Origin of the sequence: Paenibacillus chungangensis, assembly GCF_042675905.1 — a bacterium.
GTDB classification, from domain to species: domain Bacteria; phylum Bacillota; class Bacilli; order Paenibacillales; family Paenibacillaceae; genus Pristimantibacillus; species Pristimantibacillus chungangensis.
On the sequence record NZ_JBHTJZ010000012.1, the window covers coordinates 196,898 to 221,995 of the forward strand.

General features: G+C 52.3%; 23 protein-coding genes. 17 read left to right on the forward strand and 6 right to left on the reverse strand.

The window, feature by feature from the left end:
- Positions 1-3 precede the first annotated feature (3 nt).
- Together ACFQ2I_RS11930 and ACFQ2I_RS11935 are read left to right on the forward strand one after the other, a co-directional pair.
- On the forward strand, positions 4-675 hold the full coding sequence (locus tag ACFQ2I_RS11930; RefSeq protein WP_377564442.1) for a signal peptide protein: 672 nt from the start codon (positions 4-6) through the stop codon (positions 673-675).
- Positions 672-1,064: a DUF350 domain-containing protein gene (locus ACFQ2I_RS11935; protein WP_377564443.1), complete on the forward strand. Its 393-nt coding sequence runs from the start codon at positions 672-674 to the stop codon at positions 1,062-1,064. Before ACFQ2I_RS11930 ends, ACFQ2I_RS11935 begins: the two co-directional genes overlap by 4 nt.
- Before the next feature lie 57 nt (positions 1,065-1,121).
- Here ACFQ2I_RS11935 and ACFQ2I_RS11940 read toward each other — a convergent pair whose 3' ends face one another.
- Positions 1,122-1,634, reverse strand: coding sequence for a DUF4178 domain-containing protein (locus ACFQ2I_RS11940; RefSeq protein ID WP_377564444.1), 513 nt, complete (start codon positions 1,632-1,634; stop codon positions 1,122-1,124).
- Between the two features lie 8 nt (positions 1,635-1,642).
- Positions 1,643-2,311, reverse strand: coding sequence for a PspA/IM30 family protein (locus ACFQ2I_RS11945; RefSeq protein ID WP_377564445.1), 669 nt, complete (start codon positions 2,309-2,311; stop codon positions 1,643-1,645).
- Positions 2,312-2,404: 93 nt separating this feature from the next.
- On the opposite strand from ACFQ2I_RS11945, the gene ACFQ2I_RS11950 reads away from it, so the two are divergent.
- Both ACFQ2I_RS11950 and ACFQ2I_RS11955 read left to right on the forward strand, forming a co-directional pair.
- Positions 2,405-3,418, forward strand: coding sequence for a potassium channel protein (locus ACFQ2I_RS11950; protein ID WP_377564446.1), 1,014 nt, complete (start codon positions 2,405-2,407; stop codon positions 3,416-3,418).
- 710 nt (positions 3,419-4,128) lie between these two features.
- Positions 4,129-5,001 carry an SDR family oxidoreductase gene (locus ACFQ2I_RS11955; protein WP_377564448.1) on the forward strand — a complete coding sequence of 291 codons (873 nt, stop codon included), beginning with the start codon at positions 4,129-4,131 and terminating at the stop codon, positions 4,999-5,001.
- Between the two features lie 29 nt (positions 5,002-5,030).
- Here ACFQ2I_RS11955 and ACFQ2I_RS11960 read toward each other — a convergent pair whose 3' ends face one another.
- Entirely contained in the window at positions 5,031-5,366 is a 336-nt protein-coding gene (locus ACFQ2I_RS11960) for a hypothetical protein (RefSeq protein WP_377564449.1), read from the reverse strand.
- A gap of 181 nt (positions 5,367-5,547) precedes the next feature.
- Between ACFQ2I_RS11960 and ACFQ2I_RS11965 the strand changes: the two genes are divergently transcribed.
- Positions 5,548-6,555 (forward strand): helix-turn-helix transcriptional regulator, encoded by a 1,008-nt coding sequence (locus ACFQ2I_RS11965; RefSeq protein WP_377564450.1) that lies wholly within the window; start codon positions 5,548-5,550, stop codon positions 6,553-6,555.
- On the opposite strand, the gene ACFQ2I_RS11970 is transcribed toward ACFQ2I_RS11965, so the two are convergent.
- Complete coding sequence (locus tag ACFQ2I_RS11970; protein WP_377564451.1) at positions 6,547-7,077, reverse strand: MgtC/SapB family protein; 531 nt, start codon at positions 7,075-7,077, stop codon at positions 6,547-6,549. The genes ACFQ2I_RS11965 and ACFQ2I_RS11970 overlap by 9 nt on opposite strands.
- 185 nt (positions 7,078-7,262) lie before the next feature.
- Here ACFQ2I_RS11970 and ACFQ2I_RS11975 point away from each other — a divergent pair, with 185 nt between their 5' ends.
- The 8 genes from ACFQ2I_RS11975 (at position 7,263) to ACFQ2I_RS12010 (ending at position 18,570) form a co-directional block, all read left to right on the forward strand.
- Positions 7,263-8,498: an aminopeptidase gene (locus tag ACFQ2I_RS11975; protein ID WP_377564452.1), complete on the forward strand. Its 1,236-nt coding sequence runs from the start codon at positions 7,263-7,265 to the stop codon at positions 8,496-8,498.
- An 87-nt stretch (positions 8,499-8,585) separates the two neighbouring features.
- Complete coding sequence (locus ACFQ2I_RS11980) at positions 8,586-10,604, forward strand: hypothetical protein (protein WP_377564453.1); 2,019 nt, start codon at positions 8,586-8,588, stop codon at positions 10,602-10,604.
- A 166-nt stretch (positions 10,605-10,770) separates the two neighbouring features.
- Positions 10,771-11,817, forward strand: coding sequence for a fatty acid desaturase (locus tag ACFQ2I_RS11985; protein WP_377564455.1), 1,047 nt, complete (start codon positions 10,771-10,773; stop codon positions 11,815-11,817).
- Between the two features lie 180 nt (positions 11,818-11,997).
- Positions 11,998-13,137: a sensor histidine kinase gene (locus tag ACFQ2I_RS11990; protein WP_377564456.1), complete on the forward strand. Its 1,140-nt coding sequence runs from the start codon at positions 11,998-12,000 to the stop codon at positions 13,135-13,137.
- Positions 13,134-13,739 carry a response regulator gene (locus tag ACFQ2I_RS11995; RefSeq protein ID WP_377564457.1) on the forward strand — a complete coding sequence of 202 codons (606 nt, stop codon included), beginning with the start codon at positions 13,134-13,136 and terminating at the stop codon, positions 13,737-13,739. Before ACFQ2I_RS11990 ends, ACFQ2I_RS11995 begins: the two co-directional genes overlap by 4 nt.
- A 128-nt stretch (positions 13,740-13,867) precedes the next feature.
- Positions 13,868-16,198 (forward strand): ornithine--oxo-acid transaminase, encoded by a 2,331-nt coding sequence (gene rocD / locus ACFQ2I_RS12000; RefSeq protein WP_377564499.1) that lies wholly within the window; start codon positions 13,868-13,870, stop codon positions 16,196-16,198.
- On the forward strand, positions 16,195-17,112 hold the full coding sequence (locus tag ACFQ2I_RS12005) for a proline dehydrogenase family protein (protein ID WP_377564458.1): 918 nt from the start codon (positions 16,195-16,197) through the stop codon (positions 17,110-17,112). Before rocD ends, ACFQ2I_RS12005 begins: the two co-directional genes overlap by 4 nt.
- Before the next feature lie 774 nt (positions 17,113-17,886).
- Complete coding sequence (locus tag ACFQ2I_RS12010; RefSeq protein ID WP_377564460.1) at positions 17,887-18,570, forward strand: hypothetical protein; 684 nt, start codon at positions 17,887-17,889, stop codon at positions 18,568-18,570.
- A gap of 187 nt (positions 18,571-18,757) precedes the next feature.
- Here the strand turns inward: ACFQ2I_RS12010 and ACFQ2I_RS12015 are convergent, their stop codons facing one another.
- The gene (locus ACFQ2I_RS12015) at positions 18,758-19,537 is read right to left on the reverse strand and encodes an exonuclease domain-containing protein (protein ID WP_377564463.1); all 780 of its coding nucleotides are present in this window, start codon (positions 19,535-19,537) and stop codon (positions 18,758-18,760) included.
- Positions 19,538-19,724: 187 nt separating this feature from the next.
- Between ACFQ2I_RS12015 and ACFQ2I_RS12020 the strand changes: the two genes are divergently transcribed.
- The 4 genes from ACFQ2I_RS12020 (at position 19,725) to ACFQ2I_RS12035 (ending at position 23,972) form a co-directional block, all read left to right on the forward strand.
- Positions 19,725-20,537 (forward strand): undecaprenyl-diphosphate phosphatase, encoded by an 813-nt coding sequence (locus ACFQ2I_RS12020; protein ID WP_377564465.1) that lies wholly within the window; start codon positions 19,725-19,727, stop codon positions 20,535-20,537.
- Between the two features lie 5 nt (positions 20,538-20,542).
- Positions 20,543-21,721 carry an MFS transporter gene (locus tag ACFQ2I_RS12025; protein ID WP_377564466.1) on the forward strand — a complete coding sequence of 393 codons (1,179 nt, stop codon included), beginning with the start codon at positions 20,543-20,545 and terminating at the stop codon, positions 21,719-21,721.
- 74 nt (positions 21,722-21,795) lie between these two features.
- Positions 21,796-23,004: a multidrug effflux MFS transporter gene (locus tag ACFQ2I_RS12030; RefSeq protein WP_377564468.1), complete on the forward strand. Its 1,209-nt coding sequence runs from the start codon at positions 21,796-21,798 to the stop codon at positions 23,002-23,004.
- A gap of 422 nt (positions 23,005-23,426) precedes the next feature.
- Positions 23,427-23,972, forward strand: a complete 546-nt coding sequence (locus tag ACFQ2I_RS12035) for a 50S ribosomal protein L25 (RefSeq protein WP_377564470.1) — start codon at positions 23,427-23,429, stop codon at positions 23,970-23,972.
- Between the two features lie 173 nt (positions 23,973-24,145).
- Here the strand turns inward: ACFQ2I_RS12035 and ACFQ2I_RS12040 are convergent, their stop codons facing one another.
- Positions 24,146-24,826 (reverse strand): class I SAM-dependent methyltransferase, encoded by a 681-nt coding sequence (locus ACFQ2I_RS12040; RefSeq protein WP_377564471.1) that lies wholly within the window; start codon positions 24,824-24,826, stop codon positions 24,146-24,148.
- Positions 24,827-25,098: the final 272 nt, after the last annotated feature.

Genomic DNA, 25,098 nt, shown 5'->3' on the forward strand with positions numbered 1-25,098 from the left:
CGAATGACGAGACGATGGGGATTAAGCAGGAAGCGGGGCAGAGCCGTGTGGATGGCTGGCGCGATTAGCTTGATGCTGGTGCTAGCGGGCTGCGGCAGCAATTACCCTTCTGTATTTAACAACTCTGCTACGTATACCGTTGACTCCGTATCATCCAAGCCGGCCAATGAGGCGGTGCGTGTGCCTTGGGATTACCGCATTGTAGAGGGCACGGTGGGCGATCTGATCGGAAGTGATATGACGCTGTTGCCGAATAACGAGTTGATGCCTAATGATGGCAATTATGCGACAGGGGATAAGGCATGGATATTGCAATTTATGGATGCCGAGCTCGTAACCGGCGCAGACGAACGTAATGAGATCAGATTGTCAGCATGGCGAACCATCAAGTCCTTCAAGGACGAGTCGACGGCCAAGGGAGATCTGGAGCAACTGAAGGTAGCGATAACAACGGAAGTCGATCTGGTCGGCGTATACAAGACCGAGTATAAAGGCGAGACCCGCAATTTTGCGATTGTGGAGCTTCCTTCCGGTAACCGGATTAAGCAGCCGATCGACGATGCCAGATATACGGATTTTGAGAAGAAGAAGACGGTAGACGTACATTTGGAGGAAGTGCACGATTTTGCCGATTATGACTTGGCATATGCGAAATTTCGGGGGTGGGCGAATTGACGGTAGTCATTAACATTGTAGTTAGCGTGGCGGTCATTATTTTGCTTCAATTGGTCGGTATGATTATATTTAATCTCATTACGCCGTTCAAGGATATGGAAGAGCTGAAGAAGGGGAATGTTGCCGTAGGGCTCGCGCTTGGCGGCAAGTTTATGTCCACCGCCATTATTCTAGGCGTGGCGGCTTATACGAATTCATCCATTTGGTTTATGATGCTTTGGTTCGCCATCGGCTACGTGTGCTTGCTGGCGGCGTACTTCATCTTTGATCTGCTGACGCCGGGGTTCAAAATATCGGAGCAGCTCATTAAAGGCAATACTGCGGTAGGAACGATGCTGTTCGCCGTCTATGTCGGCTTCGCCTTTGCGATTAGCAGCCTCATTATTTAATCATATGAAAAAGGCTGAACTTGATTGCTCAAGCTCAGCCTTTTTGTACGGGATGGATTAATTCGTCCCGCCCCGAAGCACGTGAACATCGGCCGTAATGATGCTGTCGCCTTCATAGAGCATGAAGCGGCCGTCCAGCCATTCGATGCGCAGCAGCTTACGATCATCGGACTGATACTGCCAGACGGACTGCTCGCCGCCTTGCATGAACGGGGTATTCCCCGTAGTGGTGATATGTCCGGCATATTGCTCCTCCATATGGTACATGCGTCCGTCCAGCTCCAACTGAACGGGCACCTCGTGGATGGAATCAAGCCGTCCGTCGATGGCATGATAGAGAGCATACTGCGTGGTCGCCCGATTCTCAATGAGCAGATAGCGGGTTGAGGCGCCATCCTGCAAGGTGAGCATGATGGTGCCGCGACGTTGGTTAACGGTACGGCCCGCGACCGTATAGAGCGTCAAGGACACTTCGCATACGTCTCCGGGGCCGATGGTGAAGATGCTTTTCTCTTCCAGTGGAGGCTCAGGCTTCTTCATGATATTGCGAATACGTTTAAACAGGCTCATCGATGTCCCTACTTCTCATATTGTTTCAACAGTGCGGCTAGCTCGTCATCAACGGCCTTATTGCCGCTTCTGGATGCGAACTCCTCGTCGATCGATTTGCCTTTGGAAGCGGCAAGATCGTTGCTGGCTTCCGCCATCGCTTCGGCCTGGCGCATCTTGTCTTCCATCCGCTTCATGCCAGCGGCCGCTGTGCCGGAGCCGAAGCCTGACATTGTCTTGTTGATCTGCGTCTGCGTCTTGGCCGCCTGATAACGCGCGACGAGCGTGTCGCGCTTGTTCTTCATCTCTTCCAGTTGCTTGCGCATCTCGTCCAGCTTGGCCCGAAGATTGTTCGCCAGCAACTGATTCTCGGAATAAGCTTCCTTGTATTCGATCATCTTTTTCTCTACTGCCTGCTTGTCTTCGAGAACGCGGCGGGCAAGCTCGATATTCTGCTCCTGGGCGGCAATATGCGCTTGCTCCGTTCGTTTCTGGAATAGCGCCTCCTGTTCTTCATAGAGCGCCTTGAATTTCTTCTCCAGCGCGATTTGCTGCGCTACGGCTTTCTCGGCATCCTCCAGGTCTTCGGTCATATCCCGGATGTATTGGTCCGTAAGCTTAATAGGATCTTCCGCTTTCTCGATCATGGCGTATACATTGGACAAGGTCAAATCTCTCAAACGTTTAAATAGTGACATTCAGAAATTACCTCCTGTAACATAGGGATGTTATACTTTACGTGTTTATCCTGAATAGGTTTCGAAGTGCGACGATGGAAAGGAGAAGTAAACATGCATTTTATTCGATTGATATCGTCCAGGCTGATGAGAATGAGCAGGCTGTCTATCGCTGCCATCATCGTAATGGTCGTGCTCTCGAGCGCTACAATCTCTTATGCGCTGGAGCCGGATACGTTCGGCAGCTGGTTCAACGCGATGTACTGGGTGCTCACCACGATGGCAACTGTGGGTTACGGAGACTTCAGTCCCGCTACGGTGGCGGGGAAAGCGTGGACCATGCTGCTCTATATATTCGGTATCGGCATGTTAAGTTTGGTAATCGGTAAAATTATTGATGCCATAGCGCTAATTCAGAAGAGGAGAGGAGTAGGCAAATTGAACTATTCCGGCAGCAACCATATTGTTATTATTAACTGGAGTAAAAAGGCGCAGACGGCGGTGGAGGAGATATTGTCCTACAAGCCGAAATGCGAGATTGTCATCGTGGACGAAAGCAGCCGTCACCCTCTGGAGCATCTGCCTACGGTTCATTTCGTTAGCGGCGATCCGGCGGAAGATGAGGTGCTGGCCAAGGCGGGTATTGAGCGGGCGAAGTCGGCGATTATCTTCTCGGATATCCGCATTGACGAATCGGCGCTGATCGATGGCAAATCGCTGTTGATCGCTTCCAGCGTGGAGCGGATCGCGCCGCAGGTTCATACGACGGTAGAAATAGTGCAGGAGAAGCATATCCGCAATTTCCATCATGTGCAGGTGAATGAATTCGTGCTGTCCCATGACGCGATATCGCGGCTTGCCGTCCGCTCGGCGTTGCACGAGGGGAATTCAGAGGTGCTTAGGCAGCTTCTTAGCAGGCAGTACGGCGACGATATTTACGAAGTTCCGGTCAATCGCGCTTGGCGTACTTATGCGGATGCGTTCCGGGGTCTGCTGGAGCAAGGCGCGACGCTTATTTCCGATCGCGGCGATCTGAGCATTAACCGGAAGCTTAGCGAGAATATTCCGTCGGATGCGCGGTTGTATATCATATGCGATGCGGATACGTATCAGCGATTGGCGAAGTAAGCGGCATTCCTCTTTAAAGTGTAGCCACGAGTAAGCCGTATTAGTGTATGAATCAATCATACACTGGAGCGTCGAAAAGGGGCGTGTGCAGCAGGAGAGTAGGACGGCGATAGATAGCCGTTTACGCTTCAATAGGATAAGGCAATGAAGCTGGGGGAGGGGGTCAATCTAACTGTATTTCATGTCATTAATTTATCGGAATACTTCTGCCTATGACAAATGAACTGGATTTTATGCTATTAATCTGGCCGCGAGACGAGATTTCATGTGATAATGTTTGATTTAACTGTACATTTTCCACTTGTAGGGCATAGGATGGGGATTTTTACTATAATAACTACTCAAAATCCATCTAAGAAGCCTCCAACTCCGTATGAAGCGCGAGAGTTGGAGGCTTCTTTCTTTCACGCCACTTGATCTTGTTATTGTTCGTGCTCCAGATGCTCGGCCATTCATTCCACCAGCGCTAGTGGGGAGAGATGATGTAACCGTGGTTGCAGAATGGGAAGAAGCTAGTTGGATAGAGAGTGGGGCTGTAGGCGATGTGATCTTTTGTTGCACAGTGGGGAGAAGCTGGATCAGGAGCTGCAAGGCAAGCATGTAGCATCGGTTGGAGCGCTGATAGCATTCAGGAATGGAATGGCTGTTTTTGGGCACAGTAGATTGAGAATTTGTTCCCTATCAGCAAGTCTTGAAGGAGGCCAATTATTGTGACAAGCCAATCGGGTCAGAAGAGGGAAGTGTTCCCACAGCAAAATCAAAGCCGTCAGCCCGGAATCGAAGCGGAGATGGCACCTCTGCCAGTATTTGATTCTGGCAGCTACAAAGCCGCAGGAAAGCTGGCAGGCAAGGTGGCGATTGTAACGGGAGGAGACAGCGGCATCGGCAGAGCGGTAGCGGTCGCATATGCCAAGGAAGGAGCAGCTGTGGTGATCGTGTATCTGAATGAGCACGAGGATGCGAATACTACGGAAGCGCACATAAGAAGGGCGGGAGGCGAGTGCTTGCTGCTGCCAGGGGATATCGGAGACGAAGCCTTCTGCAAGGATGTCGTCAAGAAGACCATTGGGCAATTCGGCAGGCTGGATATTGTCGTCAACAACGCGGCAGAGCAGCATGTCCGACAGAAGCTGGAGGAAATTCCGGCGGAGCAGCTGCAGAAGACGTTCCGGACCAATGTGTTCAGCATGTTCTACTTGACCGCTGCGGCAATGCCGCATCTGAAGGCGTCCAGCGCAATTATTAATACAGCCTCCATCACGGCTTATAGAGGCAATCCCACGCTAATCGATTATTCATCGACGAAGGGGGCGATCGTCTCGTTCACGCGCGCGCTGGCCGCTAATCTGGCAGGGCAAGGCATACGGGTGAACGGCGTTGCGCCAGGCCCGATATGGACGCCGCTCATTCCATCCTCGTTCGACCCGCAGGAAGTATCCACCTTCGGATCGGATACGCCGATGGGACGCGCAGGCCAACCGCATGAGCTGGCGGCGGCTTATGTGTATCTGGCTTGTGACGACACCAGCTATATGACGGGACAATTCCTGCACATTAACGGCGGTGAAATTGTGAATGGCTAAGTGGATAGGGGTTATTGCGGCGGCGTAGCCTACAGAAAGCCATGCTGCTTGGCGTAGTTGCCCCAGTGCGGCCTGCGACCGTCGATGTCAGTGATGTTATAGCGATCGGACAGTTCCCAGCCGGGAAGCCCCCGTCCATTCAGGCTGAGAAGCTCTGGATCGGCCGAGAGCGCCGCCATGCCTCTGCCTAAGAATCGCGGCGTCTCGGATTGGTCGAAGTGCTCGGCATGCGGCTTGCCGCTGTGAACGGCATCCTGCCAGTTCGCTTCCGTAACGCCGAAGTAATCCAGCATTTCTTCGGAGCGCAGGAAGCCGGGCGATACGGCAAGTTTACAGACCCCGGACGGCTTCAGCTCTTCCGCCATCGCTTCCGCCATATGAATAGCGAAGATAGCAGCCCATCCTGTTCCTTCATACGATGTAGTCGGGAATGGCCGAAGCCGCTTCCTGTGTACTCAAGGATGATAGGTGACAACAGCTGTCATATATGCTGAAATATAATAATAATGTGTAAGATGGATATGACAGGATAGGTGGGGGAATGCAATGCGAGCCGGCAGACTGCTATCAATATTATTATCGCTCCAAAATGAAGGGAAATTAACAACGGAGCAATTGGCCGATCGCCTTGAAGTGTCGAGTCGCACGATATTGCGCGATATGGATGAATTGAGCGGCTCCGGCATTCCGGTCTATGCCGAGCGTGGCTCACAAGGGGGATGGCAGCTATCGGAGGGCTATCGAACAACCTTGACCGGCATGCAGGGGGATGAGGTGGTCGCGCTGCTGCTGGCCGGCAATTCGCAGCTGCTGAACGATCTGGGCAAGGAGAAGCAACGGGAAGATGCACTGCAGAAGCTTCTTGCTGCCGTATCTGCCTCAGCCAGAAGTGACGCAGCTGTCGCAAGGGAGAAGATTCATATTGACGGTGCGGGATGGCATCAATCCGGACAGTCCCGGGAAGCGGTGCCGTGGCTTTCTATTGTTCAGGAAGCTGTATGGGAGGAGCGGCGCTTGAAGCTGACGTATAAGCGGGACGGTGAAGAGTCCCAGCGTACAGTATGTCCTCTGGGACTAGTGGCGAAGGGAAGTATTTGGTATCTTGTAGCAGCTGTAGATGAAGAGTCGGAAAGGGAAAACGGAATAGATGGAAGCAAGCTGCGTACATATCGCATATCCCGTCTGGTCGGAGCGGAGAAGTTGCCGGAGTCGTTCACCCCTTGGCATGACTTCAGGCTGTCGGAATATTGGGAACGGTCGGTAGCAAGCTTCAAGGACAGTCTGCCCCGATATCCTGGCGTTGTGAGAGTCAGGCTGCAAGATATCGAGCGGCTGGCTGCAACACGGTTCGTCTCCGTAAGAGAGCAGAAGCCTCTTGGCGGAGAGTGGGTGGAAGCGAGAGTACAGTTCGAAACATTGGAGTCAGCTCGCGAGATCGCTCTTTCATTCGGAGCCGGCCTTGCTGTCCTGTCTCCGCCGGAATTAAGAAGGGCCGTCGCAGATGAGCTGGCAGCGGCCTTGCAGTGGTATCGGGAAGAGATGCGGTTAGATTGAGCTTGAACTCGAATGCTCGTTGTCGGCGTTTTCGTGGACTTTCTTCTGACTTAGTCTGAATTTGCGCTTCTCCATCAAGTTGCCTAAGCGGGCCAGAAGCGTTGACAGCAGTACTGTGAAGATGACGAAAGCGTAAAATCCTGCCCCGATGCCGATGCCTACACCTCCTGCGAACAAAATCATAGCGGCTGAAGTAAGTCCTTTCACTTGAAGCCCGTTCTTCAGAATGACGCCGGCACCAAGGAAGCCGAGCCCCGATACGATCTGAGCCGTTAGGCGCATAGGGTCCATCATGATTCTATCGGAGATGTGACTGAACTTCTCTACGCTGTATATGGAGATAAGCGTTATAAGCGCGCTGGCAACGCATACATACATATACGTTTTTAACCCGGCAGGCTTGTGCTTGGCCTCCCTGTCCCAGCCAATCAGGAAGCCTAGTACCGCGCTCAGAGTGATGCGGATATAAATTTCGTAATGCTCATAAAAATGCTGTTTAACAGATAATAGCAGTTGATCCAATTCGGCAGTCCCCCTTATTTCGATGAATATGGTACTGTGGTCGGTTAAATCTTCCTTATTGTATCAACATATTCATCTGCGGAATAGCCCATACAGATGAAATTAATTGGCGCGGAATGATATACTATAATTGTGCAACCAACAAACATCAGATTCCAACGATATTAAGGCAAGGAGATGTACATATGACACAAGCATGGAAAGCGCAATTGGAAAAATATGCAGAGCTCATCGTTCGTACGGGCGTAAATGTGCAGAAGGGGCAGCATGTATTCGTTACGGGAGCTGTCGAGATGGTCGATCTGGTAAGACTGATTGCTGCCAAGGCGTATAACGCCGGAGCCGACAACGTTCATGTGGATTGGACAGACGATAAACTGTCCCGGCTGAAATATGAGAACGCAGCAGAGGAGATCTTCGCCAAGTATCCGGAGTGGGAAGCGGCCAAGCGCACCGCATTCTTGGAGCGCCGTGCGGTATTCATCAGCCTCGTCTCATCCAGCCCGGACTCCTTGAAGGGAATCCCGTCTCAACGTATCTCCGCGTTCCAGAAGGCATCCGGAGAAGCGCTCAAGGAGTTCCGCAGAGCGATGCAAGCGGATAAGGTGAGCTGGACAGTTGTAGCCGGGGCTGGTCAGGAATGGGCGGAGAAGGTATTCCCTGACGCCTCGCCTGAGGAAGCCGTAAGTATGCTGTGGGAAGCGATCTTCCGCTCTGTCCGTCTGAATGCGGCCGATCCGGTGCAGGCATGGAGTGATCACAACGATACGCTGCACAAGCAGGCCGAGAAGCTTAACGCACGCCGCTTCCGCAAGCTGCACTACCGTGCTCCCGGAACTGACTTGATCGTGGAGCTGCCGGAGAAGCACATATGGGTGTCGGCAAGCAGTGAGAATGAAGCCGGACACATGTTCATGGCCAATATGCCGACGGAGGAAGTATTTACTGTACCGTACAGGGCGGGAACGAACGGTTATGTGTCCAGCACGAAGCCGCTCAGTTACGGCGGGAACATCATCGACCGCTTCAAGCTTACGTTCGAGAACGGCCGAATTGTGGAAGCGGAAGCTGAGGAAGGCGAGGAGTTCCTGAAGCAGCTGGTGGAGACGGATGAAGGTGCGCATTATTTGGGCGAAGTGGCGCTAGTGCCTCACAAGTCTCCTATCTCGCAATCCGGCGTACTGTTTTACAATACGTTGTTCGACGAGAATGCATCCAACCATCTGGCCATCGGCAGCGGCTATGCCTTTAATCTGGAAGGCGGCAAGACGATGTCTGCGGAGGAATTGGAACAGCATGGCGTGAATGCGAGCATTACGCATAATGACTTTATGATCGGTTCAGCCGATATGGACATCGACGGCATTCAGGACGACGGTACGATTGTTCCTGTATTCCGCCAAGGGGAATGGGCGATCTGAGTGGAATGAGGATGAAGCGAGCGGGCTTGACGATATGTCGGTCCGCTTTCCTATTATTGAGCACGTGCAAGCAAGGAGGGATTCCGGGTGCCGGATTGGTCCTATCAAACGATATTTCGCCCGATCTTGTTCCGACTGCCGGCCAGAATAAGCCGCGCCTTCACACTGGGAGCGATGGGGGCAATTGGCCGTATACCCGGAGGATCATTCGTCATCCGGACATTGGGCCATATGGAGCTGTCTCCGCTGCTCGAAAGGAATATAGGTGGTGTCGATGTTGTCGCGCCGGTAGGCTTGTCCGGCGGGGTCGATCCCTGCGGCATCGCGCATCGAGCGCTGGCTCAATTCGGCATAGGCTGGATCGAACATGGGCCGATAACGCTAGCGCCTATCGAAAGCAACGAACCGATTATGAACGACTACCGGTCGGAGCGTATTCGCTATCCGTCATACTTCGAGAACGATGGTGCCGATGCGATAGCGAAACGGATTCAGCGACCGGGCCATAAACTTCCCCAATTCGTGCGTATCGCGCCTATGCCGGAAGTCTCACCCGAGGAAGCGCTGGAGCAGCTCAGAAGCTTGATGCGCAAGCTTGAAGCAAGCGGCGCGGAGGGATTCTACCTCGATATAGCATCCTCCGCCGTGCGATCGTGGCATGACGTCCTCGCGATCTACAGTCAGCTGCCGGAGTTAGCGGAGCGATGGCAGATAACTGTTCCGTTATTCTTATACGTACCGCTGGATATGAATGATGAACGAATGTTGGAGCTGCTGGGAAGGGCGGAGTTCAACTTATGGAGCGGCATCGTCATTGGAGAGTCCAGTAGGGTTGGCGATGATCCAAGCGACATAGCAGTAATGACTGAGGCGGCCGCCAGGATAGCATTGCAGAAGCAGTCACCGGTAACGGGCGATTACGCCGTGGAGGTGGGGCGGGACGGATTGAAGCTGGCCGAGACCAAGATACGGCTGATTCGTCAGGCTTGCGGACCGGACATAGCAGTGAAAGCTGGGGCAGGCGTACACCAGCCAGAAGATGCGCTTCAGCTGCTGGAAGCTGGAGCGAACGGCATCATGCTTCATAGCGGTCTGATATATGCGGGCCCCGGACTTCCGAAGCGAATGAATGAAGCTGTCATCTATGAGCAGGCGAGCCTCGCGCAAGCGCCGGAGTTCCCTTCCTTCTGGCGCAATTGGGGCTGGATGTGCCTGCTAGGCATCGGAATGATCATCGGAGGCCTGCTCGCATGGCAGATTGGCGCGACCAGCGTCCTCCTTCCGTACGATACGGCTTTTCTGGGCATGACGGCTGCAGAGATTGTCGGTGCCAATCGTTATCTTCTCTACTTCATGTCCCATGACCGCATTACGCTGGCCGGCACCATGCTGTCGATCGGAATTCTATACTATGGATTGGCGCGATATGGACTGAGAGCCGGTCAACATTGGGCAAGAACAGCGCTCGTCACATCGGCTTCGGTTGGTTTTTCCAGCTTTTTTCTTTACTTGGGCTATGGTTACTTCGATCCGCTTCATGCACTCGCAGCGGCGGTGTTGCTTCCCTTGTTCCTGCTCTCCTTGCGAGGGCACAAGGACCTGCCGAGCAGGCTGCCTGTCAATCTTCGCAACAGCCGAACGTGGCGTATGGCCATGTGGGGCCAGTTGTGCTTCGTCATATTGGGATTCGCACTTGCAGCGGGAGGAGTCATTATTGCAGGAGTAGGCATTACGCATGTATTTGTGAAGACGGACTTGGACTATCTGTGCGCAACGCCGGAGGCTCTGAACGCGATTAACCCGAAGCTGGTCTCGTTGATCGCTCACGATCGCGCCGGGTTCGGTGGAGCGCTGCTGTGCGACGCACTTGCGATTCTCATTATCGCGTTGTGGGGCATATCGCAAGGAGCAAGATGGCTGTGGTGGACGCTGCTGCTTGGCGGAGCACCCGGTTTCTATGCCGGCTTTAGCGTACATATCCGAATTGGCTACACTGATTTCATCCATCTGTTGCCAGCGTACATCGCACTGATTCTATACATAGCAGGACTCATTCTCCTTTATCCTTATATGATGGGTGCGGCTGACAGCAAGTCAACTGGTTAGATGGCTTGGTCAAGAGAACTATGACCTGGCAGTATTTCCTATATTTTGTATGATACCCAGTGACCTATATGACATTTGTCATATAGGTCACTTGACGTTTATGACTTTTCGGAAGAGGGGGATATTAACTACAATAAGGTTATAGACTTAAAGGAGGAAGACTGACATGGTAGACCCGAAACAGGTACAGTTGAAAAAAAGTGTCATGCCGTATGAAAACCATGAACGCGGCATTAGCATAAGACAAATGTTCAATACTTTGGTGCCGCTTGCAGCACTCTGGTACGCGGCTTATTATTGCTTGTCCATCTCTTATTGGCTTACGCTTGCCATTGGAGTAGTTGCCGCCGGTTTTGTTATACGAACGTTTATTATTTTTCATGATTGCTGTCACGGCTCGTTCTTCCGGAGCAAACGAGCCAATGACATCGTTGGCATCATAACGGGTGTGATTACGTTTGTTCCTTACCAACAATGGAAGAATTCGCACGCCATCCATCATGCGACGAGCAGCAATCTGGATAAGCGCGGCGTGGGCGATCTATGGATTCTGACCGTGGAAGAGTATGTGTCCGCGTCTTGGCTGACGAAGCTTACTTATCGGTTCTATCGCAATCCTCTTGTCATGTTCGGACTTGGCCCGATTTTTGTATTTCTGCTGCAATACCGGTTCAATCGCAAGGGAGCGCGCAAGAAGGAACGGATGAATACGTATCTTATGAACGTACTGCTTGTAGTCACTTATGGCCTGCTTGGGTGGGCTATCGGCTGGAAGGAACTGCTGCTTGTGCAAGGGCCGATCTTCTATCTGTCCGGCGTGCTGGGCATATGGCTGTTCTATGTGCAGCATCAATTCGAAGACAGCTACTTCGAGCATGAAGAGGAATGGAGCTATGTGAACGCCGCTGTAGACGGCAGCTCATTCTATAAGCTTCCCAAGGTGCTGCAATGGTTGACGGGCAATATCGGCTTTCATCATGTGCACCATCTCAGCCCGAAGGTACCGAACTACAAGCTGGAAGTGGCGCATGAAGCAACACCGCCGCTGCATAAAGCAACTACCATTAATATTCTTCAGAGCTTGGAGTCGCTAAAATTCCGGCTATGGGATGAAGAAGGCAAGCGCTTTGTCAGCTTTAAACAAGCCAAGCAGCACATGAAGCAAGCTTCAAGGATCGGCAAGGGAAAGCTGGGCGAGCCGAGGGCAAGCTAATAATGTGGTACAATAGCGATAGCTATTGACGTTGAAAATCCTGCCGATAGCCGGCAGGATTTTGCCTACTGCAAGTGCATGCAATATTGCTGGCATGGTGGATAAGAAGAATGTGGTTTACCGGATTTAATTATGTTTAAGGATGCGGAGTTGAGGGGTATGAGTGCGGATAGACGACCTATGAATAAATGGTATCAAATTTTTCATCGCAATACGGGGTTGAGTCCGTATGTATGGATCGTCTTTTGCATCTTGCCGTTTTATTTCATATTCCGCTCGTCGTCAACGCCGGAGGTTATCGCCGGCATTGTCATGATCGGCTTGTTTTTTATATGCTATCGGCTATCCTTTGTGTCGAAGGGATGGCTCGTTTACTTTTGGACGAGCGTGCAGATTATTATTTCCGTGGCGATGACGCTTCTTTACAGCTATGTGTACTTTTCTATTTTTCTTGCCTTTTTCATTGGCAATATTCAGAATAAAGCAGGCTTCTACACCTTGTATATCATCCATCTCATTAGTACCTTTATTACGATAAACTATGGATTCGCGACACAGACGCAATTGTTTTTCACACAATTTCCATTTATCTTGATTAGCTTGATTGTCGTCATCCTGCTGCCGTTCAATACGTACAACCAGAAGAAGCAGGGGCAGTTGGAGGGGCAGCTGGAGGATGCGAATAAGCGCATCTCGGAGCTGGTGAAGCTGGAGGAACGCCAGCGCATTGCCCGGGACCTGCACGATACACTCGGCCAGAAGCTCTCTCTGATCGGCTTGAAGAGCGATCTGGCCGCGAAGCTCGTTCATAAGCAGCCGGACCGCGCCCAGACAGAGATCAGCGACGTGCAGCAGACGGCGAGAACAGCGCTTAAAGAAGTGCGCGAGATGGTGACGAAGATGCGGGGCGCTCGACTGGACGAGGAGCTGTATCCAATCCGTCAAATTCTTCGGGCTGCAGGCATCGAGCTGGAGCTTGAAGGCGATCCTTTGCTGAAGAATACGACACTGTTGAACGAGAGTGTGCTCAGCATGTGCCTGAAGGAAGCGGTCACGAATGTGGTGAAGCATAGCGGAGCTGAGAAGTGTCTGATCTCCATCGATTCCACGGATACGGAGTTGATTGTGAAGCTGCAGGACAATGGTTCAGGCATGGATTTGAAGAAGGCGTTCTATCGCGGCAACGGACTAAGGGGAATGAAGGAACGCTTGGAATTCGTCAATGGCAGTCTGTCCATAGATGCAAGTGAAGAAGGGACGACTGTGACGATGAAAGTGCCCCATGTGGCGAAACAACCCGTGAAGGAGTGGGGCTTATGATATCGATCGTAATAGCAGAAGATCAGCGGATGCTGCTGGGAGCGCTCGCTTCCTTACTGGATCTGGAGGACGATATGCAGGTCGTCGGCAGGGCGGGCAACGGCGAAGAAGCGATTCGGCTTGTGCATCAGCTGAAGCCGGATGTGTGCATTATGGATATCGAGATGCCTGCGAAGAGCGGACTGGAAGCGGCGGAAGAGCTGAAGGGGCTAGGTTGCAAAATCATCATATTGACGACCTTTGCCAGAGCGGGCTATTTCGAGCGCGCCTTGAAAGCGGGGGTAAGCGGCTATCTGCTCAAGGATAGCCCGAGCGAGGAGCTGGCCAGCTCGATCCGCAGTGTCATCGCAGGGCGGCGTATATACGCTTCCGAGTTGATGGATGAAGCCTATAGCGGCAGCGGCGATAATCCGCTAACGGAACGGGAGAAGGAAGTGCTTGGCCTCGTCGCCGACGGGAAGAATACGAAGGAGATTGCCGATGAGCTGTTCCTTACAACGGGAACGGTGCGCAATTACATCTCCGTCATTCTGGACAAATTAGGCGTCAGCAACCGAATAGAAGCGATTACGCGATTCAAGGAGAAGGGCTGGTTCAAGTGAACCGGCCCTTTCGTATGCAATAGGGGGAATTAGTCGTTCATTTATTCCTGTCTCGCAACGGGCTTGCTCTGAATAGGATGGAGTAACTATTCCTGAATGAGGAGGTTACGACGATGCCCAATCCGTCCATGTCTACGTCTGAAGCGATTGCGATGTGCGAACGCTATGCTGCACGCAATTATCATCCTCTTCCCATTGTGATCGCTGAAGCGGAAGGGGTATGGGTGACGGACCCCGAAGGCCGCAAGTATATGGATATGCTTAGCGCTTATTCCGCACTGAATCACGGACATCGCCATCCCCGCATGATTGAAGCGCTTAAGCGGCAAGCGGACAAGGTGACGCTGACCTCGCGCGCCTTCCATAATGAGGTGTCAGGTCGATTCTATCGGAAGCTGGCCGAATATACGGGCAAGTCCCGGATTCTCGCCATGAATACGGGAGCTGAAGCAGTGGAGACGGCTCTGAAGGCAGCCCGCCGCTGGGCCTATAGACATAAGGGGATTCCGGAAAATGAAGCAGAGATTATCGTCTGCTCCGGTAATTTCCACGGCAGGACGATTACGATCACGTCATTCTCCTCTACGGTCTCCTGCAAGGAGCAGTTCGGCCCCTTCACCCCCGGCTTCAAGGAAGTTGAGTACGGCCATATTGACGAATTGAAGGGAGCCATTACGCCTAACACGGCAGCGCTGCTCATTGAACCGATTCAAGGCGAAGCGGGCGTCGTCGTACCGCCTGACGGTTATTTGGCCCAAGTAGCCAAGCTATGCGCGGAGAATGGGGTACTGCTCATAGCCGATGAGATTCAGACGGGCTTCGGTCGTACCGGCAGACGGTTCGCCTCCGATTGGGAAGGGGTAACGCCGGATATTTATGTGATGGGGAAAGCGCTGGGAGGCGGCGTGATGCCGATCTCCGCCATTGCGGCGGACGATGAGGTAATGGAAGTGTTCGAGCCGGGCTCGCACGGCTCCACCTTCGGCGGCAATCCGCTTGCTTGCGCCGTGGCGGAAGCGGCGCTGGACGTGCTGGAGGACGAGCGGCTCGCAGAACGGGCGGAGCGGCTTGGCCGGTACTTCAGGGACAGGCTGGCGCAATTGGACAGTCCGCTTATCGCTGATATTCGAGGGCGCGGACTGCTGATCGGCCTGCAGCTGCATGAGCCTGCAAGGTCTTATTGCGAGCAGTTGATGCGGGAAGGTCTGCTGTGCAAGGAGACGCATGAGACGACAATCAGGCTGGCTCCGCCGCTTACGATTACGGAGAAAGAGATCGAGTGGGCAATCACAAAGCTCGCGAAGGTGTTGCAGGTGAAGTCGAGCGGCAAGCGCGTGGCGTGTATTCAGGTGCCTTTCGGACGGGGCGGGAGCATGGGGGGAGCGGAGCTTGGACCTGACGCGCTGCTGCAAGCGGGACTGCTGGATAAGCTGGAACGACTGGGGTGCCGACTTGAATCGCATATTGTCGATGTGGGAGATGGCGATAATGTTGACAGTGTTGCCGGCGTTGACGGCGGGAGTAGTGGAGATGGCGTGAGCAGTGGCGATGACGGTGGAAGTGGCGATGGCGGGAGCAGTGGCGATGGCGGGAGCAATGGCGATGACGGTGGAAGTGGCGATGGCGGGAGTAGTGGCGATGGCGGGAGCAATGGCGATGACGGTGGAAGTGGCGATAGTGTGAGCAGTGGCGATAATGGTGACGGCATGGCGCAGATGGAAAGCGCTGCCGGGATGAAACGCTTCGGCGAAGTGCGCGATATGGGCGAGCGAGTGGCTGGGGCGGTCGCCAGCGCGGTGCGAGACGGAGCGTTCCCGCTTGTGCTCGGCGGGGATCACAGCGTCTCGATCGGCTCGCTCGCCGGACTGCTTCGGCAGCGCCGTAAGCTGGGCGTCATCTGGATCGACGCCCACGGCGATTGCAATACGGAGGCGACGTCCCCGTCGGGCAATGCGCACGGCATGGTGCTCGCGGTCGCTGCCGGCTTGTCGAAGTATAAGCTGACCGATATGCCGGGCGTGAGCTGCGGCATTCAACCTTCGCGCATCGTGCTGCTGGGCGCACGCGAACTGGACGATGGAGAGAAAGCGATGATTGCCGCGCACGGCATTCACTGTCTGACGGTCGGCGACATCGACCGGATGGGGATTCATGCGGCGGCGGATCAAGCGCTTGCTCTGGCGGGAGACGGTGCGGAAGCCATTCATCTCAGCCTCGACATGGACGCGCTGGACCCGCTGGAGGCACCGGCTGTGGGCACTCCGGTGCCCGGCGGTCTTACCTTCCGCGAAGTGCGCGGCGCACTGGAGCGGCTGGGGGAATCGGGACGCATCCAGTCGATGGATATCGTCGAGGTCAATCCGCTGGCCGCCAGTCATGAGCGGACGGCGCTGCTCGCCTCAGAGCTTGCGGCGGCGCTGCTGGGCAAGCGGCTGGGAATCGGCGGTGATCACCGATGATGGAGGCGCTGCTTAGGAAGTTGCTGCTGGCCGCAGGAAGGAATGCGGCCTTGTCCAGGCTGATGCGCAAGCACGGCATGCGTCTCGGAGCGCGGCGCTACGTAGCGGGAACGGGGCTGTCAGAGGCGATAGCGACAGTACGGCGGCTGAATGGGGAAGGGAAGCTCGCAACGCTCGACCACTTGGGAGAATACGCCGGGTCGGCCAGAGATGCGGCCAGAGCGGCGGAGATGTGTCTGAAGACATTGGATGCGCTGCACCATTCCGGCGTAGATGGGAATCTGTCGCTGAAGCTGACCAGTCTTGGTCTGGATCTCGATATGACAGCATGCGAGAATTACATGCGCGCGATATTGCAGAGAGCGGCGGAATACGGCATTTTCGTCAGAATCGATATGGAGGATTCCAAGCGGTGTGAGAGGACGCTGCGCTTGTATGACAAGCTCAGCGGGGAATTTCCCGGTGTCGGCGTCGTTATACAGGCTTACTTGCGTCGATCTCCGGAAGACTTGAAGGCTCTCGGCTGCCACGGAGCCAACGTCAGACTGGTGAAAGGCGCGTACAAGGAGCCGCCGGACGTCGCTTATCCAGACAAGCGGGATGTGGATAGCGCTTATCTTCGTCTGGCCATGACGCACCTGTCGTCGGAAGGATATACGGCAATTGCGACACATGACGAGATACTGATCGGGCATGCAAGAGACTGGATCGCTCAGCAGGGCATACCGGACAATCGCTATGAGTATCAGATGCTGTATGGCATCGGGGAAGAACTGCAGAACCGGCTTGTGAAGGACGGCTGCAAGGTGAGGGTATATGTGCCCTTCGGCGAAGACTGGTTCGGCTATTTCATGCGCAGACTGGCGGAGAGACCCGCGAATTTGTGGTTTGTTCTGAAGCATTGGCGGAAGTAAGGAACAAGCTGTATGTTAAGCTATGATTGCTTATTGGATGCAATTGCGGTCTGTCAGTACAGGTGCAAAAGTGCCGGAACGATCGCCCGAAGTAGACGATTTGTACGAAAAATCGTACAAAAGCGGCCGAATGATCGTCCCGAAGAGGGCGGTTTGTACGAAAAAACGTACAAAAGCGGCCGAACGATCGCCCGAAGAGGGCGATTTGTACGAAAAATCGTACAAAAGCAGCCGAACGATCGCCCGAAGTAGACGATTTGTACGAAAAATCGTACAAAAGCAGCCGAACGATCGCCCGAAGAGGGCGGTTTGTACGAAAAATCGTACAAAAGCAGCCGAACGATCGCCCGAAGAGGGCGGTTTGTACGAAAAATCGTACAAAAGCGGCCGAATGATCGTCCCGAAGAGGGCGGTTTGTACGAAAAAACGTACAAAAGCGGCCGAATGAGCGCCCGAAGAGGGCGGTTTGTACGAAAAATCGTACAAAAGCGGCCGAATGAGCGCCCGAAGAGGGCGATTTGTACGAAAAATCGTACAAAAGCGCCCGAATGAGCGCCCGAAGAGGGCGGTTTGTACGAAAAATCGTACAAAAGCGGCCGAATGATCGCCCGAAGTGGGCGGTTTGTACGAAAAAACTTTACTTGAATCTCGAGGAAAAATGGATTAAGCTAGGGTTAACTAATAATCATCACTGTGGCGAAGCACGCCCCGAATTTCCTTTCAAAAAAAGGAAGTTTGGGGCTTTTTGTTTGCCGGAGGGAGAGGGAGGGCTGTATGTCTTTTGAGATTGAACATGAGAAATGGATAGTGAAGCACATGTCGAATCGACGGGGGGAACAAAGAGATGCGTTGAGCAGAGGGCATGGGTACGGAAATCGCTTGTTTGTCGAGAAAATATGGTGGGTGCTGATGGGACATTTCAAGGACTTGCATCCAGAATATGAGGTGAAAGATTGGCGCGGACGATCTTACTTCGTGGACTTTATGTGGATATTGAGTGGGCTGCGATTTGTATTCGAGATTATGGACTATGGTTCACATGGAAAAGATAGATCGAAATATCGTTTGGATCTGAATCGCGAATTGTTTCTGCAATCACAAGAATATCATGTGATCAATATTTCTTTGGATGAGCTGAAAGAAAATCCTTCGCTTGTATTAGCAATGGTACGGAGTATTCTGTCACCTTATCTTGCAGCTGATCAGAGCGAGAGCGGAATGCGTGATCGGAAATATGTTAAAACCGAGCGGCAATTGATGCGCCTGGCCATTCGGAACAAACGTATCGTTTGTCCATCGCAAGCTGCTAAAGAATTAGAGATACACAAGCAAACCGTCATTAAATATTGCCGCAAATTGGCGGAACAAGGAAAGTTCCGCGCAATTCCGACGGGAACACAGGGTAAAGTATATCAGTATGAGTATATTGGCTCGCTCCAAAGTCCCGACTTATTGTAGAAGAAGTGCAGTGGCTAGGCATGCGGTGTAGTCCTTTGTAGCCAATAAACGTCATTTGTGATGCTCTATAACTTGCTCATGGCGTAAGCCGGTATTTGTAAGGCAGCGGCCCATCGACCGTGCTTGCCGCTCTTCCAACATTCTCCTCAATGGGTCATCTTCCGATTTCGTAGCGGCTTCATACCGCTCATTGAGGCTTCTCCGCTGCTTTCTGTGCCAGCTTGTTCGCTTCCGCTTCAAAGTATTGCATCATTTCTATCTTCTTGCGGGGGTCTTCAAGCTTTACTTTATCCTTCAAGAAAGTCTCTTCAAATACGTCCCACTTCAACTCTTGCTTCTTGGAACGCATCATCCGGACTGCGCTCTTAATCATTCGACGTTCCTTCGCGTTCGTGAAGAGGTCCTTGTAATGCTGCTTGTATTGGTCGAAGTCCATATGCTCGTACACCTTGCGGAAAATGTCTGCCGTCATCCGAGCGTCGTCTAGCGCGCGGTGCGCATTGCCTTCCGCCGGAAGCTCCAGATCCTGCAGTGCAGCTTCAACGCTGACGTCATTAGTCAGACCACGATAACGGAGGAAGCCTTTCAGCAGATCGAAGTACTGCGCGGATAGCCAATAGGTGTCATCCAGCTTGTGCATGCGCGTATCCAGCACGATCCGCTTCAAGTCCTCTCCGCCCCAAGTGATGAGGAGAAAGGAATCGTAGTCTCCCAGCCACTGCAGGAAGTCTCCGATGACTTTGGGAAAGCGGGATGCGGAGTCAATCGAAGCTTGGGGAATGCCTGTTTTCTTCTGTATGAAGCTGTTCAGCTTGGTGAAGTAGAGGGGTTTGATGAATGCCGTGAATTCATCTATCGCCTCCAGCTTCTCGTTCAAGCGCACCGCTCCGATCTCGATGACTTCCATCGGTAGCTCGCTCGCGAATTTGCGCCCGTTGAATTCAATATCCAGTACGATATAGTCCAAGTAATAACCTCCGTTTAAAAAGATGCCTCTTCCATTTTAGCAGATTAAGTCAGGCAATGCTCGAGTGAAGTCTCGGCAATTTCAATCCGGCTCATAATCGTTTATACTATAGAAGTTGCGCTGGCCGTGATTTCATGACGCTAACAAGAATGGATAGGGAAGTACTCTTGGGAGGGCTAATAGAAATATGGATGAGCTAATATTGTGGTTGAAGTATGTTTTTCTCGGCATTGTTCAGGGATTCACGGAGCCTATTCCGATTTCCTCGAGCGGGCATCTCATTATCGTGCAGCGTCTGCTCGGGATGGAGCAGAAGGGACTTTCATTCGAAATGTTCGCGAATACGGCATCATTTCTCGCAATCGTGTTTATATATCGCAAGCTGATCAGTCGCTTGTTCATGAACGGATTGAGCTATATGCAGACACGCAAGCCGGAGCATCGTTCCGATTTCATGTTTATCGTGTACATAGTTGTAGGTACGATACCAGCGGTTATCATCGGCCTGCTATTCGAAGACTGGATTGCCGAAGTATTGACCAATGTGCGCACAGTAGCGATATCACTTCTTGTGACAGGCGTCGCTTTGTGGCTGATTCGTAATCTGCGGGGCGTCAAGCGTGAAGGCGATCTGAGTGTGAAGGATGCACTGCTCGTTGGCTTGGCTCAAGCGGTGGCGATCATTCCCGGCATCAGCCGCTCCGGCGCCACCGTTATCGCCTCGCTTGCCGTCGGTATGAAGCAGGAGACGGCGCTTCGTTTCTCGTTCATGCTGTATATTCCTATCAGTCTTGGCGGCCTAGTACTTGGCTTTTCGGACATCTCCAGCGATCCCGCCATGTCATCGTTAATTATGCCCTATGTGCTCGCTTTCATAGCGACAATGGTGATGACGTATATTTCCATGAAGTGGCTCATGGATATTATGGAGAAGGGCAACCTGAAGTATTTTGCTTATTACTGCTTCGTTGCGGGCGTGCTCTTGCTAATTTTCCTGTAATGGGTATGAAATTCGCATTCATTAAAGGTTTTAATTTTTTCGTATACGGAGCTATCTCGGTGTATAGCACGTTCTTCGCGCTGTATCTCCAGGGGCTCGGTTGGTCGATGGTGGAGATTGGCGCTCTGCTGGCGGGCGGACCCGTCGTCTCCATTGTGGCGAATCCTCTGTGGGGCTATCTAAGCGATCGTACGCGCAATTTGCGTCTCATTCTAATCATTATGCTGTCCGGCGCGATGATGATGCTGTCTGTTGTCTTCGCAACAGAGTCTCCAACGGTCATTTATTGTTTTATGTTGTTTTTCTTCTTCTTCCAAATGCCGCTATTCTCCCAAAGCAACAGCTTGATTCTGAACAGCATCGAGGGGACCTCTCACAATTTCGGAGCATTCCGGCTATGGGGCTCGCTGGGATGGGCTGTGCTAGCCGTCATGTCTGGTCCCATCATAGATCTGGTAGGCATTGGGAAGCTGTGGGTGCTTGTTCTCGCTATGATGCTGATGTCGATTCTGTTTGCGCTGGGACTTCCGCGAGGCAATGTCGCAGACACCAGGCTTGGTGGAGGCCCTATGAAGTCATCAAGCTTCCGTTCTGTTTTCTCCAATGGGTTCTTCTTGCTATTCCTGTTCCTTGGACTGGTTCTTTCCATTCCCAATGCGATGAATCAAACCTTTATCTCCATCTACATTGCGGAGCTTGGAGGGAATGCGAATATGATGGGATGGGCGGCGTTCTTGTCGTCCGTATTTGAAATTCCTGTGTTTCTGCTGCTGGACAAATATTTGAAGCGGAGCAAAGCCACGATGATGTTATGTCTTGTCGGGGCAAGTCTACTGTTCGCCGTGCGATGGGGGCTGATGGCTGCAACGAATAGTGCATCTGGCGTGTTAGCCGTTCAAGTGATGCATTGCATCACGTTCGGCGGCTTCTATTATATCGGAACGAGAATGACAGCAATGCTCGTGCCTTCCCAATACCGAGCATCCGGCCAAGCTCTCTATGCGTTGATCTACGGCGGAATGTCGGGAATAATAGCTGGCGTATTCGGCGGCTGGCTGTTCCAGGAGCATGGCGCAAGGGCGATGTATTCGGTAGGCGTCGGGCTGGCTTTGGCAGGAATCGTTGGTTATCTGCTCATGTATCGTCTCGTTCTGCGTAGAGAAGCTGCGGAAGCGTCAGGGTGAGAGAGGGCTTGCTGCGAGTGGATAGTGTTGTGGAGCTCGTACATCACGACTAGACAGAGAGGTGAAGAGGATATATGAATACGGAATCATTGAGCCGACCGGCCACCCCTTCTCGTCGGTTAATCATGGCAGTTATGCTAGGCGCACTGGCCAGTATCGGTCCCTTGTCGATCGACATGTACTTGCCAGCATTGCCTACATTGGCAGAGGAACTGAGTTCAGGGCCGTCCATGGCTCAGCTTAGTTTGACTGCGTGCTTGATCGGCATTGCTTTCGGACAATTGATCGTAGGTCCCATCAGTGACGTAAGAGGAAGAAGAGTTCCTCTTCTCATCGGAGTGTCCGCTTATGCCATCATTTCATTATTATGCGTATTTACGCCGGGCATCCTTTCCTTTATTGCGCTGCGCTTCCTTCAGGGCTTTGCAGGCGCCGCCGGAATTGTCATTGCTCGGGCTTGCGTGCGCGATATGTACTCCGGCGTGGAGCTGACGAAGTTCTTTGCCCTGCTTATGCTAATTAATGGAGCCGCGCCTATATTAGCGCCTATGATCGGCGCCGAGGTACTGAACCATACGACGTGGCGAGGCGTATTCGCTGTACTGAGCGTGCTTGGTGTGCTTCTGCTGTTAGGCGTGCTCCTTGTACTGAAGGAGACGCTGCCTCCAGAGCGCCGTTCCAGCGGAGGGCTTCGAACAGCGCTTGCCACCTTCCGCAATCTGCTCGGCAACTCCCAGTTTATGGGCTATGCCTTGACGCAAGGTCTCGTTATGGCAGCTATGTTCGCTTATATTTCCGGTTCCTCATTCGTCTTGCAGGAGATTTATTATGTTACGCCTCGCACATACAGCTGGCTGTTCGGATTGAACGGCGCCGGGTTGATTCTTGCCACACAAGTGGCGGGAAGGCTTGCGGGCAAGCTGGATACGCGTTCGCTTCTGAAGGGCGGACTTGCCGTGACGTCGGCTGGCTCTCTGCTATTACTGGCGGCTGTGCTGCTGGAGCTCGGGCTTGCCGCAGTCGCGTCTGCGTTCTTCCTTGTCGTCTCCAGCGTGGGCATCATCGCGACGGCGACAACATCGCTGGCGCTGCAGGATCAAGGGCGCACGGCGGGAAGCGCATCAGCATTGCTGGGGATGATGTCCTTTATCTTCGGGGGTGTTGCAGCTCCACTGGTCGGACTGGGCGGCGAGGGTACAGCCATTCCGCTTGCGATTGTTATCGCGCTGTTAGTCGCTGGTGCGGTGGCAAGCTATACACTGATGACGAAGTCGAAGGGATGAGCGAGAGAGGTGACTGACCCGCCCTATGTGGCTCGTCCGCACCCAAGTAGCTCGTTCTCCCTAAAGCGACTCGTCTGCCACGAAGGTGTGGCTTGTCACGCAATTTGACACCCAGTTTTAATCGGGATGATTATTTCGCCCTTTTGGGGCGCTGAAATGAATGCAGAAGTGTGATAAACGCAAGGGAAAGCATTGGACAGAACCATCTTTCTGTGCTATGGTGGCATTAACATATGATTTCAATCATTCATTAGGCATCCCGCCTTAAAAAGCGGGGTGCCTTCCTCTATATTGTGGATTTTTTACATTAAATGTATGATGGGAGGCGGTGATGCTATGTTTCTCTTTGTGGCCCCAATCGGGGAGAGTTGGTGTTGGTGTAAAACGCACAGCCATTCATAGTAAAGAGGAGCGGATCATAAATGAATACATGCTTACAAGCTGAACGGCGCACACATTTAAATCGTTCAGGACTTCGGAAACTGCGTGAATCGGGACAAGTGCCCGCAGTTGTGTTCGGTAAAAATACGGATGCTGAGATGATTCATATTTCGTCAATCGCATTTAGAAAGTGGATGCGAGACAGTGGGAGCGGATTTATTCAGCTTCAGTTCGGTGAGGAACGCAGTCTGTCTGTCTTGTTGGAAGATTACCAGCATGATCCTGTTACAAATGATATCATACACATTGACTTTCAAAAGGTGCAGGACAAAGAAATTATTCGCACGAAAATTCCTGTCAAGTTTCAAGGCACGCCTGCTGCGACTAAAAATGGAGGCGTCGTTCAAGTTCAGAACACATTTATCGAGGTCGAATCGTTGCCGAAGTTTCTCCCAACAATGGTAGAACTCGATATCAGAGAGCTGGCAATGGGCGAGACACTGTTTGTTAAGGATGTTGCTTTTGCACCGGAAATTACCGTCGTTTCTCTGCCTGACGACGCCTTGATTTCGGTAGTCAAGCCATAACGAGTAGGAAGAGCAAGCGGGTTAAGCAAATGATAGAATGATGCATATAAGAAGACGGCTTTTGCTTCATTATCGAAGTGAAAGCCGTCTTTCATTGCAGCTCCTTGCAGATCCCTCCACGGTGCAGAAAAGTTAATCTCATACCATAACGGCAATACGATAACGGTAATGTTCTAATGGGCGGCACGTCCGAAAAACACTGCAAATTCATGATGCTTATAGACGCAATCAACGTCTCTAAAGCCGGCGTTCCGCAGCCACTGCAGCTGATCGATCAGGTGGGCGTTCTGATCCTGCTCCTTGCGCCGCCTGGAGGCTTCAATGGCAGCCGAATCCAATCCGCTTGCTTCCACATCTTCGTCCCATAGCTTATAGTATTGCTCATCAATAGAAGGAGTCGAACTGGATGCTTGATCAGCATTGACGAAGCAGCCGCCGGGCTTTACTATACTGCGAATAGTGCGGAACAGTTCTTGTTTCTCCGTATGGCTCAGATGATGGATGGACAAGGAGGGCACAACTGCATCGTATTTATCGTCGAACGAAAATGCCGTATAGTCAGCCGAAATATAGCGAACGTGGTTGGAGCTTTCCAACCTCCTCTTCGCCATTGCCAGCATATCTTCGCTGAAGTCGATTAAGGTCATGCGAGCTTGCGGGAGTTGGCGTAACATGAGCGCTGATAACAGACCGGTGCCTGCACCCAAATCCAATATGGCGGGCGATTCACTTTCCACTATAGTCCATCTGACAGCCGCTCCGTAGAAATCATCAAAGCAAGGAATCAAGCCTCTGCGCTGCTCATCGTAATGCTTCGCCACTTCGTTGAACTGTTGTTTGACCCTATTGCTCATATCAATTCCTCCCCATTCGTCATTTGCGATTAACTATACGGTAGATTGTTTATATATTGAAATATATAAAATGAATATTATTTATAGTTTATTACTATAAGTGAATTTCCTGAATTTGCGATGAGGCAACCAATTGTGTCATGCAGTCACAGCTCTGAACGATTTCCTTTACGGTCGTTCAGTTATTTGCCCTCCCTGCTTCGTAACTCTCTCTCGTTGAAGGCATCCTGGAAAAGGATTATAATGAGACAGGAAGCATGGTACGTTCGAAA

What these genes read in the sequence shown, in the direction of transcription:
- ACFQ2I_RS11930 (WP_377564442.1), top strand. Translation starts at nt 4, where the DNA reads ATGACGAGACGATGGGGATTAAGCAGGAAGCGGGGCAGAGCCGTGTGG.
- ACFQ2I_RS11940 (WP_377564444.1), bottom strand. Translation starts at nt 1,634, where the DNA reads ATGAGCCTGTTTAAACGTATTCGCAATATCATGAAGAAGCCTGAGCCT.
- ACFQ2I_RS11945 (WP_377564445.1), bottom strand. Translation starts at nt 2,311, where the DNA reads ATGTCACTATTTAAACGTTTGAGAGATTTGACCTTGTCCAATGTATAC.
- ACFQ2I_RS11950 (WP_377564446.1), top strand. Translation starts at nt 2,405, where the DNA reads ATGCATTTTATTCGATTGATATCGTCCAGGCTGATGAGAATGAGCAGG.
- ACFQ2I_RS11960 (WP_377564449.1), bottom strand. Translation starts at nt 5,366, where the DNA reads ATGGCGGAAGAGCTGAAGCCGTCCGGGGTCTGTAAACTTGCCGTATCG.
- ACFQ2I_RS11965 (WP_377564450.1), top strand. Translation starts at nt 5,548, where the DNA reads ATGCGAGCCGGCAGACTGCTATCAATATTATTATCGCTCCAAAATGAA.
- ACFQ2I_RS11975 (WP_377564452.1), top strand. Translation starts at nt 7,263, where the DNA reads ATGACACAAGCATGGAAAGCGCAATTGGAAAAATATGCAGAGCTCATC.
- ACFQ2I_RS11985 (WP_377564455.1), top strand. Translation starts at nt 10,771, where the DNA reads ATGGTAGACCCGAAACAGGTACAGTTGAAAAAAAGTGTCATGCCGTAT.
- ACFQ2I_RS11990 (WP_377564456.1), top strand. Translation starts at nt 11,998, where the DNA reads ATGAATAAATGGTATCAAATTTTTCATCGCAATACGGGGTTGAGTCCG.
- ACFQ2I_RS11995 (WP_377564457.1), top strand. Translation starts at nt 13,134, where the DNA reads ATGATATCGATCGTAATAGCAGAAGATCAGCGGATGCTGCTGGGAGCG.
- rocD (WP_377564499.1), top strand. Translation starts at nt 13,868, where the DNA reads ATGTCTACGTCTGAAGCGATTGCGATGTGCGAACGCTATGCTGCACGC.
- ACFQ2I_RS12005 (WP_377564458.1), top strand. Translation starts at nt 16,195, where the DNA reads ATGATGGAGGCGCTGCTTAGGAAGTTGCTGCTGGCCGCAGGAAGGAAT.
- ACFQ2I_RS12010 (WP_377564460.1), top strand. Translation starts at nt 17,887, where the DNA reads ATGTCTTTTGAGATTGAACATGAGAAATGGATAGTGAAGCACATGTCG.
- ACFQ2I_RS12020 (WP_377564465.1), top strand. Translation starts at nt 19,725, where the DNA reads ATGGATGAGCTAATATTGTGGTTGAAGTATGTTTTTCTCGGCATTGTT.
- ACFQ2I_RS12025 (WP_377564466.1), top strand. Translation starts at nt 20,543, where the DNA reads ATGAAATTCGCATTCATTAAAGGTTTTAATTTTTTCGTATACGGAGCT.
- ACFQ2I_RS12030 (WP_377564468.1), top strand. Translation starts at nt 21,796, where the DNA reads ATGAATACGGAATCATTGAGCCGACCGGCCACCCCTTCTCGTCGGTTA.
- ACFQ2I_RS12035 (WP_377564470.1), top strand. Translation starts at nt 23,427, where the DNA reads ATGAATACATGCTTACAAGCTGAACGGCGCACACATTTAAATCGTTCA.
- ACFQ2I_RS12040 (WP_377564471.1), bottom strand. Translation starts at nt 24,826, where the DNA reads ATGAGCAATAGGGTCAAACAACAGTTCAACGAAGTGGCGAAGCATTAC.